A 17,590-nucleotide genomic window follows, 5' to 3' on the forward strand; every position below is an offset into this window, starting at 1 on the left:
GCTGCCATGTCCATGCAATCCCAAGACATCATCAAGCGTTCGGCCACCAACGTGCTGACGCCCGCGCCTCATGTGCGCGACAAGAAGGCCGAAGTGGCCAAGCTGATCGACGTGACCACCTGCATCGGCTGCAAGGCCTGCCAGGTGGCCTGCTCGGAGTGGAACGACATCCGCGACCAGGTCGGCCACAACCACGGCATGTACGACAACCCGATCGACCTGAGCGCAGACTCCTGGACGGTGATGCGCTATGACGAGTACCAGAACGATGAAAGCGGTCGCCTGGAATGGCTGATCCGCAAGGACGGCTGCATGCACTGCGCCGATCCTGGCTGCCTCAAGGCCTGCCCGCAACCCGGGGCCATCGTGCAGTACGCCAATGGCATCGTCGACTTCCAGTCCGAGCACTGCATCGGCTGCGGCTACTGCATCGCCGGCTGCCCCTTCGACGTGCCGCGCATCAGCCAGAAGGACAACAAGGCCTACAAATGCACCCTGTGCTCGGACCGCCTCGCCGTCGGCCAGGAGCCGGCCTGCGTGAAGACCTGCCCGACCGGGGCGATCCGCTTCGGCAGCAAGGAAGACATGCTGCACTACGGCGCGGAGCGTGTTACGGAGCTCAAGGGTCGTGGCTTCGCCGGGGCCGGCGTATACGACCCGCAAGGCGTTGGCGGCACCCACGTGATGTACGTGCTGCAACATGCCGACAAGCCGCAGCTGTACCACAAATTGCCCACCGATCCGCGTATCAGCAGCGCCATCCACGGCTGGAAGGGCTGGCTCAAACCGGTGGCGGCCGCTGCGTTCTTCGCCACCCTGGCCGGCACCCTGTTCCACTACGTCGGCGTGGGCGCCAACAGCCTGCCCGAAGACGAGCACGCAACCGAGGAGGACAAGGCATGAAACGTTACGACGCCCTGCTACGCACGCCTTACGCGGTACGCATGAGCCACTGGCTGATGGTCATCTGCTTCTTCTTCGTGTCGATGTCCGGCCTTTCATGGTTCTTCCCCTCGCTGAACGGGCTCAATAGCCTACTCGGCGGCCCGCAACTCGCGCGCATCCTGCACCCGTTCATGGGCGTGGCGATCTTCCTGCTCCTCACCTTCATGTTCATCCGCCTGGTGCGCTACAACCTGCCGGAAGCGGGCGATGGCAAGTGGTTCGCCAACCTCGGCCTGGTGCTAAGGGGCGAACACAGCGACAAACTGGATACCGGCAAGTACAACGCCGGACAGAAGCTGCTGTTCTGGGGAATCATGGGCCTGATCTCACTGCTACTGATCAGCGGGATGGTGATCTGGCGGCCGTACTTCGCCCCACTGTTCTCGATTCCGACCATCCGCGTCGGCCTGTTCATCCATGCCCTGGCCGGGGTGCTGCTGATGCTGCTGATCATCGGTCATATCTACCTGGCGTTCTGGGTCAAGGGCTCGGTGGACAGCATGTCCAGCGGCTACGTCAGCCGCAAATGGGCGCGTACCCACCACCCACGCTGGTTCCGTCAGGTTGCCGGCAAGAAGGACGCGCCATGAACAGCATCAGGCTGACCCCGATCGACCAACGCAGCGGCGGCATCGAGCGCATCGAGCCGCTGCTTCGGCCACGCCTCGAAGGCCTCTACTCCGGGCGCGCGGCGCGCCTGGAGGCGCTGGCGGCTAAACACCCGATGGCCGATTACCTGCGTTTCACTGCCGCTATCGCCCGTGCCCAACAGCGGCTGCTCGAACAACTGCCACTGCCCGCCAAGGTCAATCCACAGCTGGAACTGCACGACCAGGCACCATTGGCCACCGCCCAGTTGCCGCGTGATCCGTACTGGCGATGCCTGTTGCAGGGACTACTGGAACAACTGCACGGCGACGCCCCAGCGCCAGTCCAGGCCGTGATCGAAGACCTGCAGAACAGCAGCCAGGAGCGCCTGGAAATGTTGGCCGATGCCCTGCTCTCAGGCCGTTACGAGGCAGTCGGCGGCGACCGTGCACTGTTCCTCTGGAGCGCCCTGGCGCTGTACTGGACGCAACTGGCCGCACGCCTGCCGCTGCACGCTAGCACAGGCGAAAACCGCCAGCTGTGCCCGGTATGCGCCCAGGCACCCAGCGCCAGCGTGATCCTCTCCGGCCTGCGCTACCTGCACTGCAGCCTATGCGAAAGCCGCTGGCACATGGTGCGGCTCAAGTGCAGCAACTGCGAGCAGACCGACAAGCTCGACTACTGGTCGCTGGACTCCAAGGACACCACGCTCAAGGCAGAGAGCTGTGGCGACTGCTACAGCTACCTCAAGGTGCTCTACCTGGACCGTAATCACGAATTGGAAGCCATCGCCGACGACCTGGCCTCGCTGGCCCTGGACGCCGAACTCGAGCGCGAAGGTTTCGCCCGCAGCGGCCCACACCCGCTGCTTTTCCCCGGCTGATACACCAGGTGCCCCCCACACAGCCTGCGGGGCAGCGCCGGCACGCTTGAATTGCACGGGCTGAGCGCTTATGGTCGCGCCCAGCCATCCAGGTGCGCCGGACGAATTCGTCGTAACGGCGTTAAACGGGAAGCCGGTGCGCTCACGCGAGCAATCCCGGCGCTGCCCCCGCAACGGTAATCGACAGCAGGCCTGCGCCTGCCACCTCGCCCAAACAGCCACTGGTGCAAGCCGGGAAGGCGGGCCAGGGTCGAGAGCCCGGATACCGGCCAGGAAGGTTCCATCGGTGTTGCGGAGGGCTCCACCGCCAGGTTCGGTCAGCGTGCCGGCCCTGCTCCTGCCCTCCTCGAAAGCGCTGACCTTTTGAGGAATCTTGAACATGAAACTGTCCCGTCTCACCCTGGCCGTCACCCTTATGCCAGGCCTCGCCCTGGCTACCGAACCCTACGTCACCGAACCGCTGGTCGTTACTTCCGGGCGCCAGGCCGAGCCGCAAGCCCAGGCCACTGCCGCAACCACAGTGTTCGACCGGAGCGATATCGAGCGCCTGCAGGTTCGCAGCGTGCCCCAGTTGCTCAGCCGAGTGCCTGGCGTGCAGATTGGCAGCTCCGGGGGGGTGATTTCCTACTCGGTGCGCGGTACCAGCACCGCGCAGACCCTGGTACTTATCGATGGCCAGCGCGTTGCATCCGCCAGTAGCGGCATCGCTCGCCTCGATTACCTGAACATCGACAACGTCGAACGCCTGGAGGTGACGCGCGGCCCCCGCTCATCCCTCTATGGAGCCGACACCATTGGCGGTGTGATCCAGATTTTCACCCGCCGTGGCGAAGCGGGCCTGCATCCGCAAGTGCGCCTGGCAATCGGCAGCCACCAAACCTTCCAGCGCAGCGTGGCACTGACCGGAGGCAATGACCGCACTACCTTTGCCCTCGGTGGCAGCCTTGACGAAAGCAGCGGCTGGGATCGCACCAGCGACAACGTCGGTGCCGACAGCGATCACGACGCGCTGCGCAACAAGGCCGTACACCTGAATCTGGATCATCGTTTCAGCGATGACTGGAAAGCCGGGCTAAACCTGAACGATCAACGCGGCGACAGTGAGTACGACGACGCTTACAACTTCGTCCCCGGACAACCTCACGATGAGTTCCGCCTGAGCAGCTACAGCGGATACCTGGATGGCAGGCTTACCGACACCTGGAGCAGCCGTATCGAACTGGGCCGCAGTTTCGACCGCAACAAGGCGCTGGGCGCCGCAGACGACTGGAACAATGGCACGCTGAAAACCACTCGCAACTCTGCGAGCTGGATCAATCGCCTGCAACTGAACGCGGCCAACCAACTGACCCTCGGTGCCGACTGGTACGAGGACAGGGTTGATGGCAGCACCGTGTTTGCAGAGGGCGAGCGTGCTAACCGTGCCGTCTTCGCTCAACACAGCTTCAAGGGCGAACACTTTGGCACCGAACTGGGCCTTCGCCACGACGACAACCAGGTCTACGGAAACCAGAACAGCTGGAACGCGGCCCTCAGTCTGCCCATGGGCGACAGTCAGAGCTGGATCGTCAGCTACGGAGAGGGTTTCCGCGCCCCCACCTTCAGCGATCTCTACTATCCCGGCTCCGGCAACCCGAATCTGAAGGCCGAGACGTCGAAAACCTACGAGTTGCAATGGCGCGCCGACCTCTCCGGCACGCACCTGACAGCCTCGCTGTACCGTACCGACATCGACGATATGATCGCCTGGGATAGCAGCGCCAAGCGACCGGAGAATATTGCCAAGGCGCGCGTCAATGGCTTCGAGGCCAGCGTTGCCCGCAATGTACTGGACTGGCAGGTTCAGCTCGGGGTGAGCCTGATCGATCCGCGCGACCGCGACAACGGCCACACACTTCCTTACCGAGCGCGCCGCACCCTCAGCGTAGATATCGACCGCCAGTTTGGCGCCTTCGGTGTCGGCGGCTCATGGCGCGCGGTTAGCCAACGCTACGACGACTCGGCCAATACCCGCCAACTCTCCGGTTATGGTGTACTCGACTTGCGCACCAGTTGGCAGAGTTCACCTGAACTGCGCTGGGATCTGAAGCTGGATAACGCACTCGATCGTGGTTACACGCAGGGTAACTACCTTCGTCCGACCAATCCTCTGGATTTCACAGGCGAACCACATCCCTATCGCGAGGCTGGTCGCACCGCACTGCTGGCGGTGACTTGGACACCACAACTCTAAGATTGATGTGCAGCCAACGTAGGGTGGGTTAGCGGCGCTGAACGCCGATCTTGCTGGTGTAGATGAAAACTGTGCGCCGCGTAACCCACCAGGCGATGGTTCGCCTTGCACCAATGGTGGGTATCGCGGGGCGGCCATCCGCCGCATCAAGCACAGTGGAACACGCAGCCACCGCAACAAGCGGCTAACCCACCCTACGCAACCATATGCAACCCACGTAACGCTACCGCGCCCCAGCCATCCGCTCACACAACTGCTCGATGGCGCCCAGCATCTGCCGGCTGGGCCTTTCCAGGCCCTTGTCCGGCACCGCCCACACCTGCCCCCGGCGCACCGCATGCAACTGCGGCCAGGCTTGCCAGGTCGTCAGTTCGGCATTGCTACCGCCGAGAATGACATCCGGATCACGCGCCAGCACCGCCTCGACGCTGACCTGAGGCGCCGGCTGCGGCAGGTCGTCGAACAGATTGCGTGCACCGCACACCTGCAGGGCATCACCGATCAGTTGCTGGCCACCGATGGTGTAGAGCGGCTGGTGCCAGACCTGATAGAACACCGACAGGGGCTGTTTGCGCCGGTAGCGCTGACGCAACGCATCCAGGGCGCCCTGAAACTCGGACGCCAGCTGCTCACCCTGTTCCGGCCGGCCAATTCGCTTGCCAATGCCTACGAACGCGTCACCAAGTTGGTCGAGGCGTTGCGGCTCGACGATCAAAAGATCGATGCCTAGCCCGCGCAACTGCGCCTGTTGCGCGGGCGGCACGCTACCCGGCGCGATCAGGATCAGATCTGGCGCCAGCTGCAGCAGACGTTCGAATTCCAGCTGTCCATAACGCCCAACGGTGGGTAGATGCGCCAGAGCGGCGGGACGCTCGTCTCCGTCGAGCACACCGACCAGCAGGTCGGCCGCATTCAGATCGAGCATGATTTCGCTGAGCGAGGGTGCCAGGCTGATCACCCGCTCGGCGGCCGACAGCGGCAACGTCAGCAGGCAGAGGGCGAACAGCAAAGCACGCATGTCAGCCCAACTGACGGGGTATGCGGTAGAGGCTGTGCAGTACGATGGACGACAGCGCGAGCAGCACCAGAGGAATCGCCTCGAGGCCAGCGAGGACGGCTAGAGCAGCGATCCAGGCCGGTAAAGCGGCGCCAAGCAGCGCGCGCAGGCGAACTCGATCCAGCTCCAGCCAGGCCGCGGGCTCGGCCTCGCTGTCGAGGGCCTTTTCAGTCGCGATCAGCGCACGCTTGTAGGCAGAAAACAGCGGCAGGCTGACGAACATCGATGCCAGACCGGCGATGAACAGCGGCATGGTCAGCACCGTGGTATTACCGCCACCGAACAGCAGGTTGAACACCAGCAGCGGTGCCAGTGCCACGCCCAGCTGGCGCCACCAGGCCAGCGCCAGGCGACGCTTGACCTGGCCTCGGGTCACAGGCGTTCCTCGGTCTCGCCCTGATGCTGGTTGCCCAGCATATGACCGAGCTTGCCGGCCTTGGTGGCGAGGTAACGCTTGTTATAGGGGTTGTGCGCGATCTGCAGTGGCACGCGGTGGTCCACGGCAATACCCATCTCACCCAGCGCTTTGACCTTGCGCGGATTGTTGGTCATCAGCTTGAGGCTCTTGATGCCCAAGTGCTCGAGCATCGGCAAGCAGATGGCGTAATCGCGCTGGTCGGCGCCGAAGCCCAGGCGCTCGTTGGCCTCTACGGTATCGGCACCACCGTCCTGCAGCTCATAGGCGCGGATCTTGTTCAGCAGGCCGATGCCACGGCCTTCCTGACGCAGATACAGCAATACACCACGCCCCTCATTGGCGATGGCCTGCAGCGCCGCCTGCAGCTGGGCACCGCAGTCACAACGCAGGCTGAACAGGGCGTCGCCGGTCAGGCATTCGGAATGCAGACGCCCAAGCACCGGAGCACCATCGGCGACGTTGCCGAAGGTCAGAGCGACGTGCTCCTTGCCGGTGGCCTCATCGAGGAAACCGTGCATGGTAAACACACCGAAGGGCGTGGGCAGTTGGGAGGCGGCGACGAACACGACGGACACCGGATACTCCTAGCAATGAGTACGAAACAGGGGCGGCATTGTATCAGCAGGCCCAGCCGCCGGGTCAGACAGAATTGCCGATCATCAGTATCGAAACGGTCAATGAGCACGATCAGAATCTGTTCAAAGTCGCGCGAGCTAGAGCAATGCAAGGCAGAAGTAGGCGAGGAAGCGGAGTCTACTGATTGTAAATGAGCAGTACTCACTTCGTTCGCCCCTCCGGGGTCGCACTGAAGTGCGTTAGCCGCAAGCGGCTTTCCGAGCCTGCTTCTAACGCGGCAGCCGACGCGCAGCAGACTTTGGGCTGATTCTCATAGCTTGGACTCGAGCACTAGCATGCCCTGCTCCTCGCGCCAGCCCACCCGCCCGAGGAAGCTCATACCCAGAAGTGCCTCATGCGGCGCACCGCCCTCCAGTACCACCGCCTCGACGCCCAACACTTCCAAGTCGCCGATCTTGACCCGATCTAGCATCACGCGCCAACCGCGGGTCACGCCGCTGGCGGTACTGACCTGAAGGGGCCGGCCGCTGACACGATAATCGATGCCCAGACGTTTGGCGTGGGCGTCGTTAAGCGCAACCGAAGTCGCCCCGGTGTCGACCAGAAACTGCACGGTCTGGCCATTGACCGAGCCAGCCACCCAATAATGGCCGCCGATACCCTTGGCAATGCTCAGGCGCTTTTTCACCGGCTCGGCGAAGCCGGCACTGTATTCGCGGCTCATGGGATAGACGCGCTCGACACCATCGACACGTAGCACCGCACCCTGCTTGTCGACGCTGACTACCTGCACGCCACCCGGCCCGGTGTCACCGACACGGACCAGCTTGCGCTGACCGTCTACATTGACCACCGCCGCCCCAGGGAACAGGCCAACCACCTGAACCTGAGAAGCTGCCCAGGAAAAACTCGCACACGACAGCGCCAGCACGGCGAGACAGTGACGAAGCTGCATGAATGAGGGTCTCCCGGCTCAGTCGAAGGGATAAGGCCAATGCCAGCGCGCGAAGATCGGCCGTAACTCGCCATTGGCGATAAGGGCAGCCATCCGCCGGTCATAAATCTCGGCCAGGACATGACCACGCGGCGTATCGGCAAAACCGAGATAAAGCGGCAGTTGCGTCAGATCCGTCACGCGGTAGCGCCGCGACTTGGCCGCCTCGCTCAGTACGTGATCGACCTCGGGGCGGGCGTCGATGTAGAAGTCGGCATGGCCCAGGTCGAGCATGCCAAGAATACCGGCCCGCCGCTGCACTTCCCGGTAGTCGTGCACATTCGGCAGATATTCCTTGTAGCTGTAGCCTCGAACCCAGACCAGTCGATATTTGCCGATACTGTCCAGGGTAGGCAGCGGCTTGTCCTTGAGGCCGAGAGCGACGATCTGGTCACGATCATAGTGATACTTCGAATAGAACACCCCGTCCTTGACCTCGTCGCGATAGGAACCGACCCAGGCATCGGCCTCGCCACGCTGCACCAGCCCTACGGAGCGGGTATAGGGCACGCTGTGAATGTCCAGACGGACACCTGCGGGCTCGAAGACCTCGCGCATGATGTCCCAACCCAGCCCCGTGCCGTCGGTCTCCGTATAGGCTTCCCACACCTCGCTGGCCAGGCGAATCTCATCTGGCTGGTCGCTGTCCGCCTGAACACCCGGCAACACACAGAGCATCAACAGTACACCCAGCCAGATCTGTTTCATCCGCATGCCAGCCTCTCAGAGCCAGAGCCCGGCTCCATAGTTGCTCCAGCCCCAGACCAGCCCCTGCATGGCCAGCCAGGCGAAGACCCCGGCGATGATGTCATCGAGCATGATGCCGACACCGCCATGCACATGGCGGTCGATCCAGCGAATCGGCCAGGGCTTGACGATGTCGAACACACGAAACATGAGAAAGCCTAGCAGCAACCAGACCCAACCCTCGGGGACCAGCCAGAGGGTGATCCACATGCCGACCATCTCGTCCCAGACGATGCCTTCATGGTCGTGCACGCGCAGGTCGTCGGCGACCTTGCCGCACAGCCAGAAGCCGAACAGCATGGTCACGCCGAGCATCAGCCAGTAGCCCCAATCCGGCAGCATCTGCCACAGCGGCACGAACGGCAGCGCCACCAGCGAGCCCCAGGTGCCGGGTGCCTTGGGCAATGTGCCAGAGCCGAAACCGAAGGCGATGAAATGCCAGGGGTTGCGCCACACCGAGGGCGGTACGTATTCGGCGGGAACCTGGTTGGGGTGATCGGTCACGCGCACTCCGTCCTGTCAGAAATGTTGGTAGCCGCCGGTTGGCGGATCGATAGGCTGGCCAGCGGCATCCAGCAACTGTACCCCAGCGCCTGCCTGCACGCGGCCGATAACACGCACTTCGGGCCAATCGGCTTGCAGCTGCGCGAGCCGGGCTGGCGGCAGGGTAAAGGCCAGACGGTAGTCGTCGCCACCACCCAGGGCGCAGAGCCGCGCCTGCTCTTCGCCAGCGAACGCAAGCAGCGGCGCAGACAGCGGAACCTGTTCCAATTCGATCTGCAGGGCGACCTGTGAAGCCTTGGCGATATGCCCGCAGTCGGCGAGCAGACCATCGGAAATATCCAGGGCAGACGTGGCAAGGCCGCGCAGCGCCTGGCCCAGGGCCAACTGTGGTTGTGGCGACCAGTAGCGCGCCAGCAGTGCCTCGCGGATACCATCTTGCGCATCACGCTGTCCCAGCACCAGCGGCAACGCCCCTGCCGCATCACCCAGTTCGCCACCGACACAGAGCAGATCACCCACCTGAGCACCACTGCGCAGCAGGGCATCCCCGGCCGGAACACGGCCGAACACAGTCAGCGTCAGGCTCAACGGACCGCGTGTCGTATCGCCACCGACCAGTGCCAATGAGCAGTTTTGCGCCATGAGTTGCAAGCCGCGAGCGAACTCGGCCAGCCAGACTTCATCGGCGTTCGGCAAGGTCAGAGCGAGGGTAAAGGCCTGCGGCGTGGCACCCATGGCAGCCAGATCGCTGGCCGAGACAGCCAGCGCACGCTGACCGAGGAGAAAGGCATCGCAGGGTTCGGGGAAGTGCACCCCGGCAACCAAGGTGTCGGTGGAAACCGCCAGCTGTTCACCGGCGGGCAACGCCAGCAGCGCGCAGTCATCACCAATACCGAGAACCACTCCGTCGCCGCCCTGAGCACAACGAGCGGCGGCGAAATAGTGGCGGATCAGTTCGAACTCATTCACCGTTTGTTGGCGTTGACTTCGGCGGCACGTAGCGTGGGCGCTAGCTTGTCGAGGATGCCGTTGACGAACTTGTGCCCGTCGGTGGCACCGAACACCTTGGCCAACTCGATACCTTCGTTGATCACCACCTTGTAGGGGACGTCGACGCGGTTCTTCAACTCGTAGGTGGACAGGCGCAGGATGGCCAGTTCGACCGGATCGATCTCTTCCAGCGGACGATCGAGCAGCGGCGTGAAAGCGCCGTCCAGCTCGGTCTTCTGCCGCGGCACGCCGTGCAGGATCTCGTGGAAGTAGGCACCGTCGACCTTGCTGAAGTCATTGTCGACGCGGAACTGCGCTTCGATCTCGTTCAGCGGCTGCCCGGCGATATGCCAGGAGTACAGGGCCTGCATGGCCAGAGTACGGGCTTCGCGACGAGCGAGAATCTTGCCGCTGGGGCCTTTCTTGGCCGGCTGGCCGTTACCGGAGTTGCTCACTTGGCCTCCAACTGCGCCAGCAGACTGACCATTTCCAGGGCAGACAGCGCAGCTTCGGCACCCTTGTTACCCGCCTTGGTGCCGGAACGTTCGATGGCTTGTTCGATGGAGTCGACGGTCAGGACGCCGAAGGCGACCGGTACGCCGTATTCCATGGAGACCTGGGCCAGGCCCTTGGTGCACTCGCCAGCGACGTATTCGAAGTGCGGAGTGCCGCCACGAATGACCGCACCCAGGGCGATGATCGCCGCGTATTCGCCACGCTGGGCGACCTTCTGGGTGACCAGTGGAATCTCGAAGGCACCCGGAGCACGGATGATGGTGATGTCGCTCTCGCTAACACCGTGGCGAACCAGAGCGTCGATGGCGCCGCTGACCAGGCTCTCGACGACGAAGCTGTTGAAACGGCCTACCACCAGGGCGTATTTGCCCTTCGGGGCGATGAAGGTACCTTCGATGGTCTTCAGGGTCATGACGGGTCTCACATGGGTTAAAGAGCCAGGGCATCGTTGCTCTGAAAATAAAATTCGTTTGTCAGCGTAGCCCCATTGCCAGAAACAGAGGGCTCGCTTTCTCCCCTCTCCCATTTATGGGAGAGGGGCCGGGGGAGAGGGTCGGCGTTGACCACAACACCCTCTCCCGCCCTGCGGGCACCCTCTCCCGCAAGCGGGAGAGGGTCATCAGATGCGGCTCTTCGAGCCGCCTGTTAATCAGCCGGCAGGTATTCTACAACTTCGAGGTCGAAGCCGGATATCGCGTTGAACTTCATCGGCGAGCTCATCAGGCGCATCTTGCGTACGCCAAGATCGCGCAGGATCTGCGAACCGGCGCCCACCGTGCTGTAGGTCGCAGGATTGGCCGGTTGCTGACGACCGATCAGCGCCAGCAGCTCGGGCCCGGTCAGCGGGTTGCCGAGCAGCAGCACCACGCCGCTACCCGCCTTGGCCACTTCGGCCATGGCCGCACGCATGCTCCAGCGCCCGGGCTGGTTGACCAGGAACAGGTCGCGCAGCGGGTCCATGTTGTGCACGCGCACCAGGGTCGGCTCTTCCGCGCAGACGGTGCCCAGGGTCAACGCCATGTGCGCGGTATTCTCCACGCCATCACGGTAGGTCACCAGATTGAACTGGCCCAGCTCGGTGTCCAGCGGCTGCTCGCTGATGCGCTCGACCGTGCGCTCGTGAATCAGGCGGTAGTGGATCAGGTCAGCGATGGTGCCAATCTTCAAACCGTGCTCTTCAGCGAACTTTTCCAGCTCCGGGCGACGCGCCATGGTGCCGTCGTCGTTCATGATCTCGCAGATCACCCCGCTTGGTTCGAAACCGCCCATACGCGCCAGATCGCAGGCCGCTTCGGTATGGCCGGCACGGGCCAGCACACCACCGGGCTGGGCCATCAGCGGGAAGATGTGCCCCGGGCTGACGATATCCTCAGCCACGGCGTTGCGCGCGACCGCAGCCTGCACGGTACGCGCACGATCGGCAGCCGAGATACCGGTGGTCACACCCTCGGCGGCCTCGATGGAGACGGTGAACTTGGTGCCGAAACCCGAGCCATTGCGCGGCGACATCAGCGGCAGATTGAGCAGCTCGCAGCGCTCGCGAGTCATGGGCATGCAGATAAGGCCACGGGCGAAGCGGGCCATGAAATTGATGTGCTCGGCGGTGACGCATTCGGAGGCGATGATGATGTCGCCTTCGTTCTCGCGGTCCTCGTCATCCATGAGGATGACCATCTTGCCGGCGCGAATGTCTTCGATCAGTTCTTCAGCGGTATTGAGCGCCATCGGGCGTCTCCTCAATTCTTCAGGTAGCCGTGTTCGGCGAGAAAGCTTTCGGTCAGGCCCGAGGCCTTGGGTTCGGCGGCCTTGTCGCCGAGCAGCAGGCGCTCCAGATAACGTGCCAGCAGATCGACTTCGAGGTTGACCTTACGCCCGGCCTGATAGTCGACCATGATGGTCTCGGCCAGGGTGTGCGGCACGATGGTCAGCTCGAATTCGGCGCCATCGACGGCGTTGACGGTCAGGCTGGTGCCGTCGACGGTGATCGAGCCCTTGTGCGCGATGTACTTGGCCAATTCGCGCGGGGCGCGCACCTTGAGCTGCACGGCGCGGGCGTTATCGGCGCGCGAGACGATCTCGCCGACGCCATCGACATGGCCGCTGACGAGGTGCCCGCCGAGGCGACTGGTGGGCGTCAGGGCCTTCTCCAGATTCACGGCACTGCCGGGCTTGAGATCGACGAAGGCGGTACGCGCCAGCGTCTCGCGGCTGACGTCGGCCCAGAAGCCGTCGCCGGGCAATTCCACGGCGGTCAGGCAGATGCCGTTGACGGCAATACTGTCGCCGAGTTTGACGTCGCCCAGGTCGAGTTTGCCGGTGGCCACATAGACGCGCACGTCGCCGCCCTTGGGCGTCATGGCGCGGATACTGCCGATGGCTTCGATTATGCCGGTGAACATATGCCCTCCGGTTTCATGTTGAGGATATTGCTGAACAGCATGGACGAACTCCTGTTTTGGTCAAAAACAGGGCAATGCCGATCGATAGGGATTTCACGGACACGCAAAAGGCGCCCGAGGAGGGAATCCCGCTCTCTCTTTATCCGGACTATACCGTCGGCCCCGGAATCGCACCGGGTCTGCTGGACCTCGCCCGGCAGATGCCATGACGAGCGCTCGCGGGCTAGGTTCTGCGAACCATTACCGCCGGTGGGGAATCACACCCCGCCCTGAGAACGTTGCGGCCACATGCAAATGACCGCGTGGCGTTGTACCACATTTGTTGGAACAACGCATGGCCCTGTATTAACGGGCTTTCGGTAGCGCGGTGATCTGCCAGTCGTCGCCAACGGCGCGGATATCGAGAATCTGCAATTCCGGCGCCTCGGCCATGCGGTTGAGCGGCAGGTCGAGCAGAGGCCGCGCATGGGAGCCCAGCAACTTGGGCGCGACGAAGATCCGGTATTCGTCGACCAGCCCGGCGCGGGCAAAGGCACCCGCCAGACGCGGCCCGGCCTCTACCAGCACTTCGTTGACGCCACGGCCCGCCAACTCCTGCAACAACTTGCGCAAGTCGACATGACCATTGCTACCCGGCACGGCGAGCAGCTCGTGGCCATCGGCCAGATAGCGGTCACGCGCAGCGGCTGCAGCACAGGTCGCCACCAACGCCGGGCCGACCTGGAAGAACGCCTTGCTCAGCGGCACTCGCAGCCGACCGTCGACCAACACACGCAGCGGCGGGCGGCGCTGCGCCAGGGCGGTCAGCTCGGCGCCGAGGCCCAGTTCATCAGGGCGTACGGTCAGGCGGGCATCATCGGCCAGCACGGTGTCGGCGCCACTGAGCACCACACTGGACTGCGCGCGCAAACGCTGCACCTCGGCGCGCGCTGCCGGCCCGGTGATCCACTGGCTTTCGCCGCTGGCCATGGCCGTGCGGCCATCCAGGCTCATCGCCGATTTGACCCGCACGAACGGCAGGCCGGTTTCCATGCGTTTGATGAAACCGGCATTGAGCGCACGCGCCTCGCTTTCCAGCACGCCGCTGCGCACTTCAATACCAGCGTTCATCAGGCGCAACAGACCATTGCCGGCCACTTGCGGGTTGGGGTCCTGCATCGCTGCAACTACCCGGCTGACACCAGCGGCGACCAGCGCATCGGCGCACGGCGGTGTACGCCCATGGTGGCTGCAAGGTTCCAGGGTGACATAGGCAGTGGCGCCGCGCGCCTTGTCGCCGGCCTGGCGCAACGCGTGCACCTCGGCATGCGGCTCACCGGCACGGGCATGCCAGCCCTCGCCGACGATCTCGCCATCACGCACGATGACGCAGCCAACGCGTGGGTTCGGATGGGTGGAATAAAGACCTTTGCGCGCCAGCCACAGGGCGCGCGCCATGAACAACTGATCGTGCTCGCTCATCGGCTTTTCGACGGCTCCCGGGCCAGACGCTCGATTTCTTCGCGGAATTCGTTCAGATCCTGGAAGCGGCGGTAGACCGAAGCAAAACGAATGTAGGCCACCTCATCGAGCTTGCTCAGCTCGGTCATCACCAGCTCGCCCAGCACCAGCGACTTCACCTCGCGCTCGCCGGTGGCACGAAGTTGCTGCTTGATACGGGCGATGGCCTCTTCCAGGCGCTCGACGCTCACCGGGCGTTTTTCCAGCGCGCGCTGCATGCCGGCGCGCAATTTCTCTTCATCGAAAGGCTGGCGGCTGCCGTCCTGTTTGATCAGACGCGGCATCACCAGCTCGGCGGTTTCGAAGGTGGTGAAACGCTCGCCACAGGCCACGCATTCGCGGCGGCGGCGGACCTGGTCGCCCTCAGCGACCAGGCGGGAATCGATGACCTTGGTGTCGTTGGCGGCGCAGAAGGGACAATGCATGGCAGGCGCAGACCGATTGGCGGCAAAGTCGCCATGGTAGCGCATAGCACGCCATTGAAAAATGTAAGGAGCGTTGAGATGGCCTGCTTAGACAGCGCAAGACAAATTAAGCTAGGCCCAAGCACTCCAAGAGCAACCTGCCATGAACCGATACCTGAACTTCCTGCCGCTGGCATTGAGCAGCCTGCTAGCCGCCTGCGCCAATGAACCCACGGCTACCACACCGCCTGCCACGCCTGCTCCGACAAAGACCGAAGCCATTTCGCCTATTGTCCAGGGACCTGGTCTGCGCGGCGAGCTGATCGGCGTGGCCGCGGGCGCCGATGTCGATCTGGCGCTGCTGGGCGTGGACATGCGCGGCCGGCCGCGCGCCGTGCTTGCCCAGGCCCATCTGCGTGGCAACGGCGAAACGCTGCCATTTCATCTGCCACTGAACGACCGGCAGGTACCGCAGGACCTGCGCCTGGAACTGCGCGGCCGGGTCAGTCAATCAGGGCGCCTGGTACAACGCCTGCCGGCACGCAGCATTGCCGAACTCAGCGACCAGGACCTGGGCGCGCTGCATCTGGTACCGGCCCCATGACTCCGCCCGAAGCGTTGCAGCAGACGTTGAGCGAGCTGCTCGGCGATGCCCGCCTGGTGGCCGAAACCCTGCCGGGCACCGATATCGCCCTGTGGCTGATCGACGCCAGCAACATGGACCGCGCCTTCAACCCCGAGGAAACCCGACGCATTCTCGAAGAGCCGCCCTACTGGTGCTTCTGCTGGGCCAGCGGCCTGGTGCTGGCGCGCTGGCTGGCGGAACGTCCCGAATGGGTTCGCGGCAAACGCGTGCTGGATTTCGGCGCAGGCTCCGGCGTCGCCGCGATTGCCGCCGCCAGGGCCGGGGCAGCCGAGGTGGTGGCCTGCGACCTCGACCGCCTGGCACTGGCCGCCTGCCATGCCAATGCCGAGCTCAATGGCGTGACGCTGAATTACTCGGAAGATTTCTTCGCCGAAGCTGATCGCTTCGACCTGATCCTGGTAGCCGACGTGCTCTATGATCGCGCCAATCTGCCGTTGCTGGACCACTTCCTCAGCCGCGGGCGCCAGGCGCTGGTGGCTGATTCCCGGGTCAAAGACTTCCAGCATCCGCTCTACCAACGCCTGGCCCTGCTGGAGGGCTGCACCTGGCCGGACCTGGCCGAGCCCGCGGAATTTCGCGAGGTCAGCCTGTATCACGCGGCGCGCCCCTTGTAACCGCGCCCCGCTGCCCGCATTAATAGACCATTGCCCTGCCTTTCGAGACCGACCATGAGCGACTCTCCCTACATCTTCGACATCTCCGGCGCCGCCAACTTCGAGCAACTGGTGATCGAGAACTCCTTTCACAAGCCGGTGCTGGTGGACTTCTGGGCCGAATGGTGCGCGCCGTGCAAGGCGCTGATGCCGATGCTGGCGAAGATCACCGAGGAATATGCCGGTGAGCTGCTGCTGGCCAAGGTCAACTGCGACATCGAGCAGGACATCGTCATGCGCTTCGGCATTCGCAGCCTGCCGACCGTGGTGCTGTTCAAGGACGGTCAGCCAGTCGACGGCTTCGCCGGCGCCCAGCCGGAAGCGGCGATCCGCGAGATGCTCAAGCCCCACGTTGCCGAGCCGGCTCCGGCTGCTGCCGACCCGATGGAAAGCGCCCAGGCACTGTTCGCCGAAGGACGTTTTGCTGAAACCGAAGCGCTACTCAAGCAGGTGTTGACCGAAGACAACGAGAATGCCGCCGCGCTGATTCTCTACGCACGCTGTCTGGCCGAACGCGGCGAGCTGGGTGAAGCCGAAGTGGTACTCGACGCCGTGAAGGGCGACGAGCACAAGCAGGCACTGGCGGGTGCCAAGGCACAGCTGACCTTCCTGCGCCAGGCCGCCGACCTGCCTGACGCGGCCACGCTGAAAAGCCGCTTGGCGCAGAATGCCGAGGATGACGAGGCGGTCTACCAGTTGGCCGTGCAACAACTGGCGCGCCAGCAGTACGAAGCAGCGCTGGATGGCCTGCTCAAGCTGTTCGTGCGCAACCGCAGCTACGCCGATGGCCTGCCGCATAAGACGTTGCTACAGGTCTTCGACCTGCTTGGCGGCGATCATCCGCTGGTCACCAGCTACCGCCGCAAGTTGTATCAGGCGATCTATTAAAAGCGGCTGCAGGCTGTAGGCTACAAGCAAGAGCAAGAACAGAAGGAGAACTCTGACGTAAGGCGGACTCAGGAGCGCCAGCGAACAGTCCGCCGGACCGTGCCAAGTTCTCCACCGCAACTCACGCCCCCCCTCAACGGCGTACTGCTTCCGAGCGGCCGGCGCCCCGGTACGCCCTACGGCCCTCGCCTTGAGGTGCGCGCCAGCGATGGCGGCGCTAGCGCCTCGTTGTACGCAGCATGACAGCACGCGACACCCTACTAGCCCGGACGGCTACTCCTGCCAGTGATAGATCGGCGCATCCGCGCCGGTCTCCATGCGGATCTGTGCACAATGGCGCAGACGTACCAGCAAGCGCTTGCCTGCGGCCTCGCCACCTGCCAGCGCGGCCAGCTGCATCATCAGTTTCGGTCCTTCTACCTGCCCTGCATCGCGCACCAGTTGCAGCGCGGTTTGCCACAGGGCATCGCCCGCATCTGCCGTGGGTGCCGGTGCCGGCGCCACCGCACCAGCAGTAGGCGTAACGGCGACATGCTGCGCCAGTTGTGCCCAGTCTCCGGCATCCAGCTCCAGCGTCAGGTCCACCGGCCAGTCGCCGATTCGCCCTCGAATACGCACCATGTTCAGCCTCCAGTCAGGATGGTGAATG

Annotated in this window: 21 protein-coding genes and 2 riboswitches; of the genes, 7 read left to right on the forward strand and 14 right to left on the reverse strand. The window is 63.7% G+C overall.

The annotated features are described in order from the left end of the window. Positions 1-12: 12 nt before the first annotated feature. The 4 genes from fdxH (at position 13) to EL191_RS20350 (ending at position 4,649) form a co-directional block, all read left to right on the forward strand. Entirely contained in the window at positions 13-903 is an 891-nt protein-coding gene (fdxH, locus tag EL191_RS20335) for a formate dehydrogenase subunit beta (protein WP_269471915.1), read from the forward strand. Then, the gene (locus EL191_RS20340; protein ID WP_041980460.1) at positions 900-1,535 is read left to right on the forward strand and encodes a formate dehydrogenase subunit gamma; all 636 of its coding nucleotides are present in this window, start codon (positions 900-902) and stop codon (positions 1,533-1,535) included. Before fdxH ends, EL191_RS20340 begins: the two co-directional genes overlap by 4 nt. Continuing rightward, positions 1,532-2,416, forward strand: coding sequence for a formate dehydrogenase accessory protein FdhE (fdhE, locus tag EL191_RS20345; RefSeq protein WP_041980459.1), 885 nt, complete (start codon positions 1,532-1,534; stop codon positions 2,414-2,416). The genes EL191_RS20340 and fdhE overlap by 4 nt, the downstream gene beginning before the upstream one ends. Positions 2,417-2,489: 73 nt before the next feature. Continuing rightward, a riboswitch (cobalamin riboswitch) is annotated at positions 2,490-2,704 on the forward strand. A gap of 91 nt (positions 2,705-2,795) precedes the next feature. Continuing rightward, positions 2,796-4,649 (forward strand): TonB-dependent receptor domain-containing protein, encoded by a 1,854-nt coding sequence (locus EL191_RS20350; protein WP_041980458.1) that lies wholly within the window; start codon positions 2,796-2,798, stop codon positions 4,647-4,649. Positions 4,650-4,872: 223 nt separating this feature from the next. On the opposite strand, the gene EL191_RS20355 is transcribed toward EL191_RS20350, so the two are convergent. The 13 genes from EL191_RS20355 to nrdR form a co-directional block, all read right to left on the reverse strand. Further along, positions 4,873-5,667 (reverse strand): cobalamin-binding protein, encoded by a 795-nt coding sequence (locus EL191_RS20355; protein ID WP_041980457.1) that lies wholly within the window; start codon positions 5,665-5,667, stop codon positions 4,873-4,875. Position 5,668: 1 nt separating this feature from the next. Continuing rightward, entirely contained in the window at positions 5,669-6,082 is a 414-nt protein-coding gene (locus tag EL191_RS20360; RefSeq protein ID WP_041980456.1) for a hypothetical protein, read from the reverse strand. Then, complete coding sequence (gene ribA / locus EL191_RS20365; protein WP_013717306.1) at positions 6,079-6,699, reverse strand: GTP cyclohydrolase II; 621 nt, start codon at positions 6,697-6,699, stop codon at positions 6,079-6,081. The genes EL191_RS20360 and ribA overlap by 4 nt, the downstream gene beginning before the upstream one ends. Positions 6,700-7,010: 311 nt before the next feature. Further along, positions 7,011-7,655: a retropepsin-like aspartic protease family protein gene (locus EL191_RS20370; protein WP_013717307.1), complete on the reverse strand. Its 645-nt coding sequence runs from the start codon at positions 7,653-7,655 to the stop codon at positions 7,011-7,013. A gap of 18 nt (positions 7,656-7,673) precedes the next feature. Further along, a complete protein-coding gene (locus EL191_RS20375; RefSeq protein WP_041980455.1) occupies positions 7,674-8,408 on the reverse strand; it encodes a substrate-binding periplasmic protein in 735 nt (244 codons plus the stop codon). Positions 8,409-8,417: 9 nt separating this feature from the next. Next, positions 8,418-8,945, reverse strand: a complete 528-nt coding sequence (locus EL191_RS20380) for a phosphatidylglycerophosphatase A family protein (RefSeq protein WP_013717309.1) — start codon at positions 8,943-8,945, stop codon at positions 8,418-8,420. Positions 8,946-8,960: 15 nt separating this feature from the next. Then, a complete protein-coding gene (gene thiL, locus EL191_RS20385; RefSeq protein WP_013717310.1) occupies positions 8,961-9,914 on the reverse strand; it encodes a thiamine-phosphate kinase in 954 nt (317 codons plus the stop codon). Further along, the gene (nusB, locus tag EL191_RS20390; protein WP_013717311.1) at positions 9,911-10,390 is read right to left on the reverse strand and encodes a transcription antitermination factor NusB; all 480 of its coding nucleotides are present in this window, start codon (positions 10,388-10,390) and stop codon (positions 9,911-9,913) included. Before nusB ends, thiL begins: the two co-directional genes overlap by 4 nt. Beyond that, complete coding sequence (ribH, locus tag EL191_RS20395; RefSeq protein WP_012019761.1) at positions 10,387-10,863, reverse strand: 6,7-dimethyl-8-ribityllumazine synthase; 477 nt, start codon at positions 10,861-10,863, stop codon at positions 10,387-10,389. The genes nusB and ribH overlap by 4 nt, the downstream gene beginning before the upstream one ends. Positions 10,864-11,096: 233 nt before the next feature. Continuing rightward, a complete protein-coding gene (gene ribBA / locus EL191_RS20400) occupies positions 11,097-12,176 on the reverse strand; it encodes a bifunctional 3,4-dihydroxy-2-butanone-4-phosphate synthase/GTP cyclohydrolase II (RefSeq protein ID WP_013717313.1) in 1,080 nt (359 codons plus the stop codon). 11 nt (positions 12,177-12,187) lie between these two features. Then, positions 12,188-12,850: a riboflavin synthase gene (locus tag EL191_RS20405; RefSeq protein WP_041980454.1), complete on the reverse strand. Its 663-nt coding sequence runs from the start codon at positions 12,848-12,850 to the stop codon at positions 12,188-12,190. 126 nt (positions 12,851-12,976) lie between these two features. Continuing rightward, positions 12,977-13,131, reverse strand: a riboswitch (FMN riboswitch). Positions 13,132-13,195: 64 nt separating this feature from the next. Beyond that, positions 13,196-14,311 carry a bifunctional diaminohydroxyphosphoribosylaminopyrimidine deaminase/5-amino-6-(5-phosphoribosylamino)uracil reductase RibD gene (gene ribD, locus EL191_RS20410; protein WP_041980453.1) on the reverse strand — a complete coding sequence of 372 codons (1,116 nt, stop codon included), beginning with the start codon at positions 14,309-14,311 and terminating at the stop codon, positions 13,196-13,198. Next, positions 14,308-14,775, reverse strand: a complete 468-nt coding sequence (gene nrdR, locus EL191_RS20415) for a transcriptional regulator NrdR (RefSeq protein ID WP_003243991.1) — start codon at positions 14,773-14,775, stop codon at positions 14,308-14,310. Before nrdR ends, ribD begins: the two co-directional genes overlap by 4 nt. Positions 14,776-14,917: 142 nt before the next feature. On the opposite strand from nrdR, the gene EL191_RS20420 reads away from it, so the two are divergent. Genes EL191_RS20420 through trxA form a run of 3 tightly spaced genes read left to right on the forward strand, consistent with a single transcriptional unit; the run spans position 14,918 to position 16,941 of the window. Beyond that, positions 14,918-15,358, forward strand: coding sequence for a YbaY family lipoprotein (locus EL191_RS20420; protein WP_041980452.1), 441 nt, complete (start codon positions 14,918-14,920; stop codon positions 15,356-15,358). Then, a complete protein-coding gene (locus EL191_RS20425) occupies positions 15,355-16,014 on the forward strand; it encodes a class I SAM-dependent methyltransferase (RefSeq protein ID WP_041980451.1) in 660 nt (219 codons plus the stop codon). The genes EL191_RS20420 and EL191_RS20425 overlap by 4 nt, the downstream gene beginning before the upstream one ends. A gap of 54 nt (positions 16,015-16,068) precedes the next feature. Continuing rightward, on the forward strand, positions 16,069-16,941 hold the full coding sequence (gene trxA / locus EL191_RS20430; protein WP_017362093.1) for a thioredoxin: 873 nt from the start codon (positions 16,069-16,071) through the stop codon (positions 16,939-16,941). Positions 16,942-17,214: 273 nt separating this feature from the next. On the opposite strand, the gene EL191_RS20435 is transcribed toward trxA, so the two are convergent. Then, positions 17,215-17,562: a hypothetical protein gene (locus EL191_RS20435; RefSeq protein WP_017362094.1), complete on the reverse strand. Its 348-nt coding sequence runs from the start codon at positions 17,560-17,562 to the stop codon at positions 17,215-17,217. Between the last annotated feature and the right edge of the window lie 28 nt (positions 17,563-17,590).

It is taken from the genome of Pseudomonas mendocina (genome assembly GCF_900636545.1).
GTDB lineage: Bacteria > Pseudomonadota > Gammaproteobacteria > Pseudomonadales > Pseudomonadaceae > Aquipseudomonas > Aquipseudomonas mendocina.

What these genes read in the sequence shown, in the direction of transcription:
- fdxH (WP_269471915.1), top strand. Translation starts at nt 13, where the DNA reads ATGCAATCCCAAGACATCATCAAGCGTTCGGCCACCAACGTGCTGACG.
- EL191_RS20340 (WP_041980460.1), top strand. Translation starts at nt 900, where the DNA reads ATGAAACGTTACGACGCCCTGCTACGCACGCCTTACGCGGTACGCATG.
- fdhE (WP_041980459.1), top strand. Translation starts at nt 1,532, where the DNA reads ATGAACAGCATCAGGCTGACCCCGATCGACCAACGCAGCGGCGGCATC.
- EL191_RS20350 (WP_041980458.1), top strand. Translation starts at nt 2,796, where the DNA reads ATGAAACTGTCCCGTCTCACCCTGGCCGTCACCCTTATGCCAGGCCTC.
- EL191_RS20355 (WP_041980457.1), bottom strand. Translation starts at nt 5,667, where the DNA reads ATGCGTGCTTTGCTGTTCGCCCTCTGCCTGCTGACGTTGCCGCTGTCG.
- EL191_RS20370 (WP_013717307.1), bottom strand. Translation starts at nt 7,655, where the DNA reads ATGCAGCTTCGTCACTGTCTCGCCGTGCTGGCGCTGTCGTGTGCGAGT.
- EL191_RS20375 (WP_041980455.1), bottom strand. Translation starts at nt 8,408, where the DNA reads ATGCGGATGAAACAGATCTGGCTGGGTGTACTGTTGATGCTCTGTGTG.
- ribH (WP_012019761.1), bottom strand. Translation starts at nt 10,863, where the DNA reads ATGACCCTGAAGACCATCGAAGGTACCTTCATCGCCCCGAAGGGCAAA.
- ribBA (WP_013717313.1), bottom strand. Translation starts at nt 12,176, where the DNA reads ATGGCGCTCAATACCGCTGAAGAACTGATCGAAGACATTCGCGCCGGC.
- EL191_RS20405 (WP_041980454.1), bottom strand. Translation starts at nt 12,850, where the DNA reads ATGTTCACCGGCATAATCGAAGCCATCGGCAGTATCCGCGCCATGACG.
- ribD (WP_041980453.1), bottom strand. Translation starts at nt 14,311, where the DNA reads ATGAGCGAGCACGATCAGTTGTTCATGGCGCGCGCCCTGTGGCTGGCG.
- nrdR (WP_003243991.1), bottom strand. Translation starts at nt 14,775, where the DNA reads ATGCATTGTCCCTTCTGCGCCGCCAACGACACCAAGGTCATCGATTCC.
- EL191_RS20420 (WP_041980452.1), top strand. Translation starts at nt 14,918, where the DNA reads ATGAACCGATACCTGAACTTCCTGCCGCTGGCATTGAGCAGCCTGCTA.
- EL191_RS20425 (WP_041980451.1), top strand. Translation starts at nt 15,355, where the DNA reads ATGACTCCGCCCGAAGCGTTGCAGCAGACGTTGAGCGAGCTGCTCGGC.
- trxA (WP_017362093.1), top strand. Translation starts at nt 16,069, where the DNA reads ATGAGCGACTCTCCCTACATCTTCGACATCTCCGGCGCCGCCAACTTC.
- EL191_RS20435 (WP_017362094.1), bottom strand. Translation starts at nt 17,562, where the DNA reads ATGGTGCGTATTCGAGGGCGAATCGGCGACTGGCCGGTGGACCTGACG.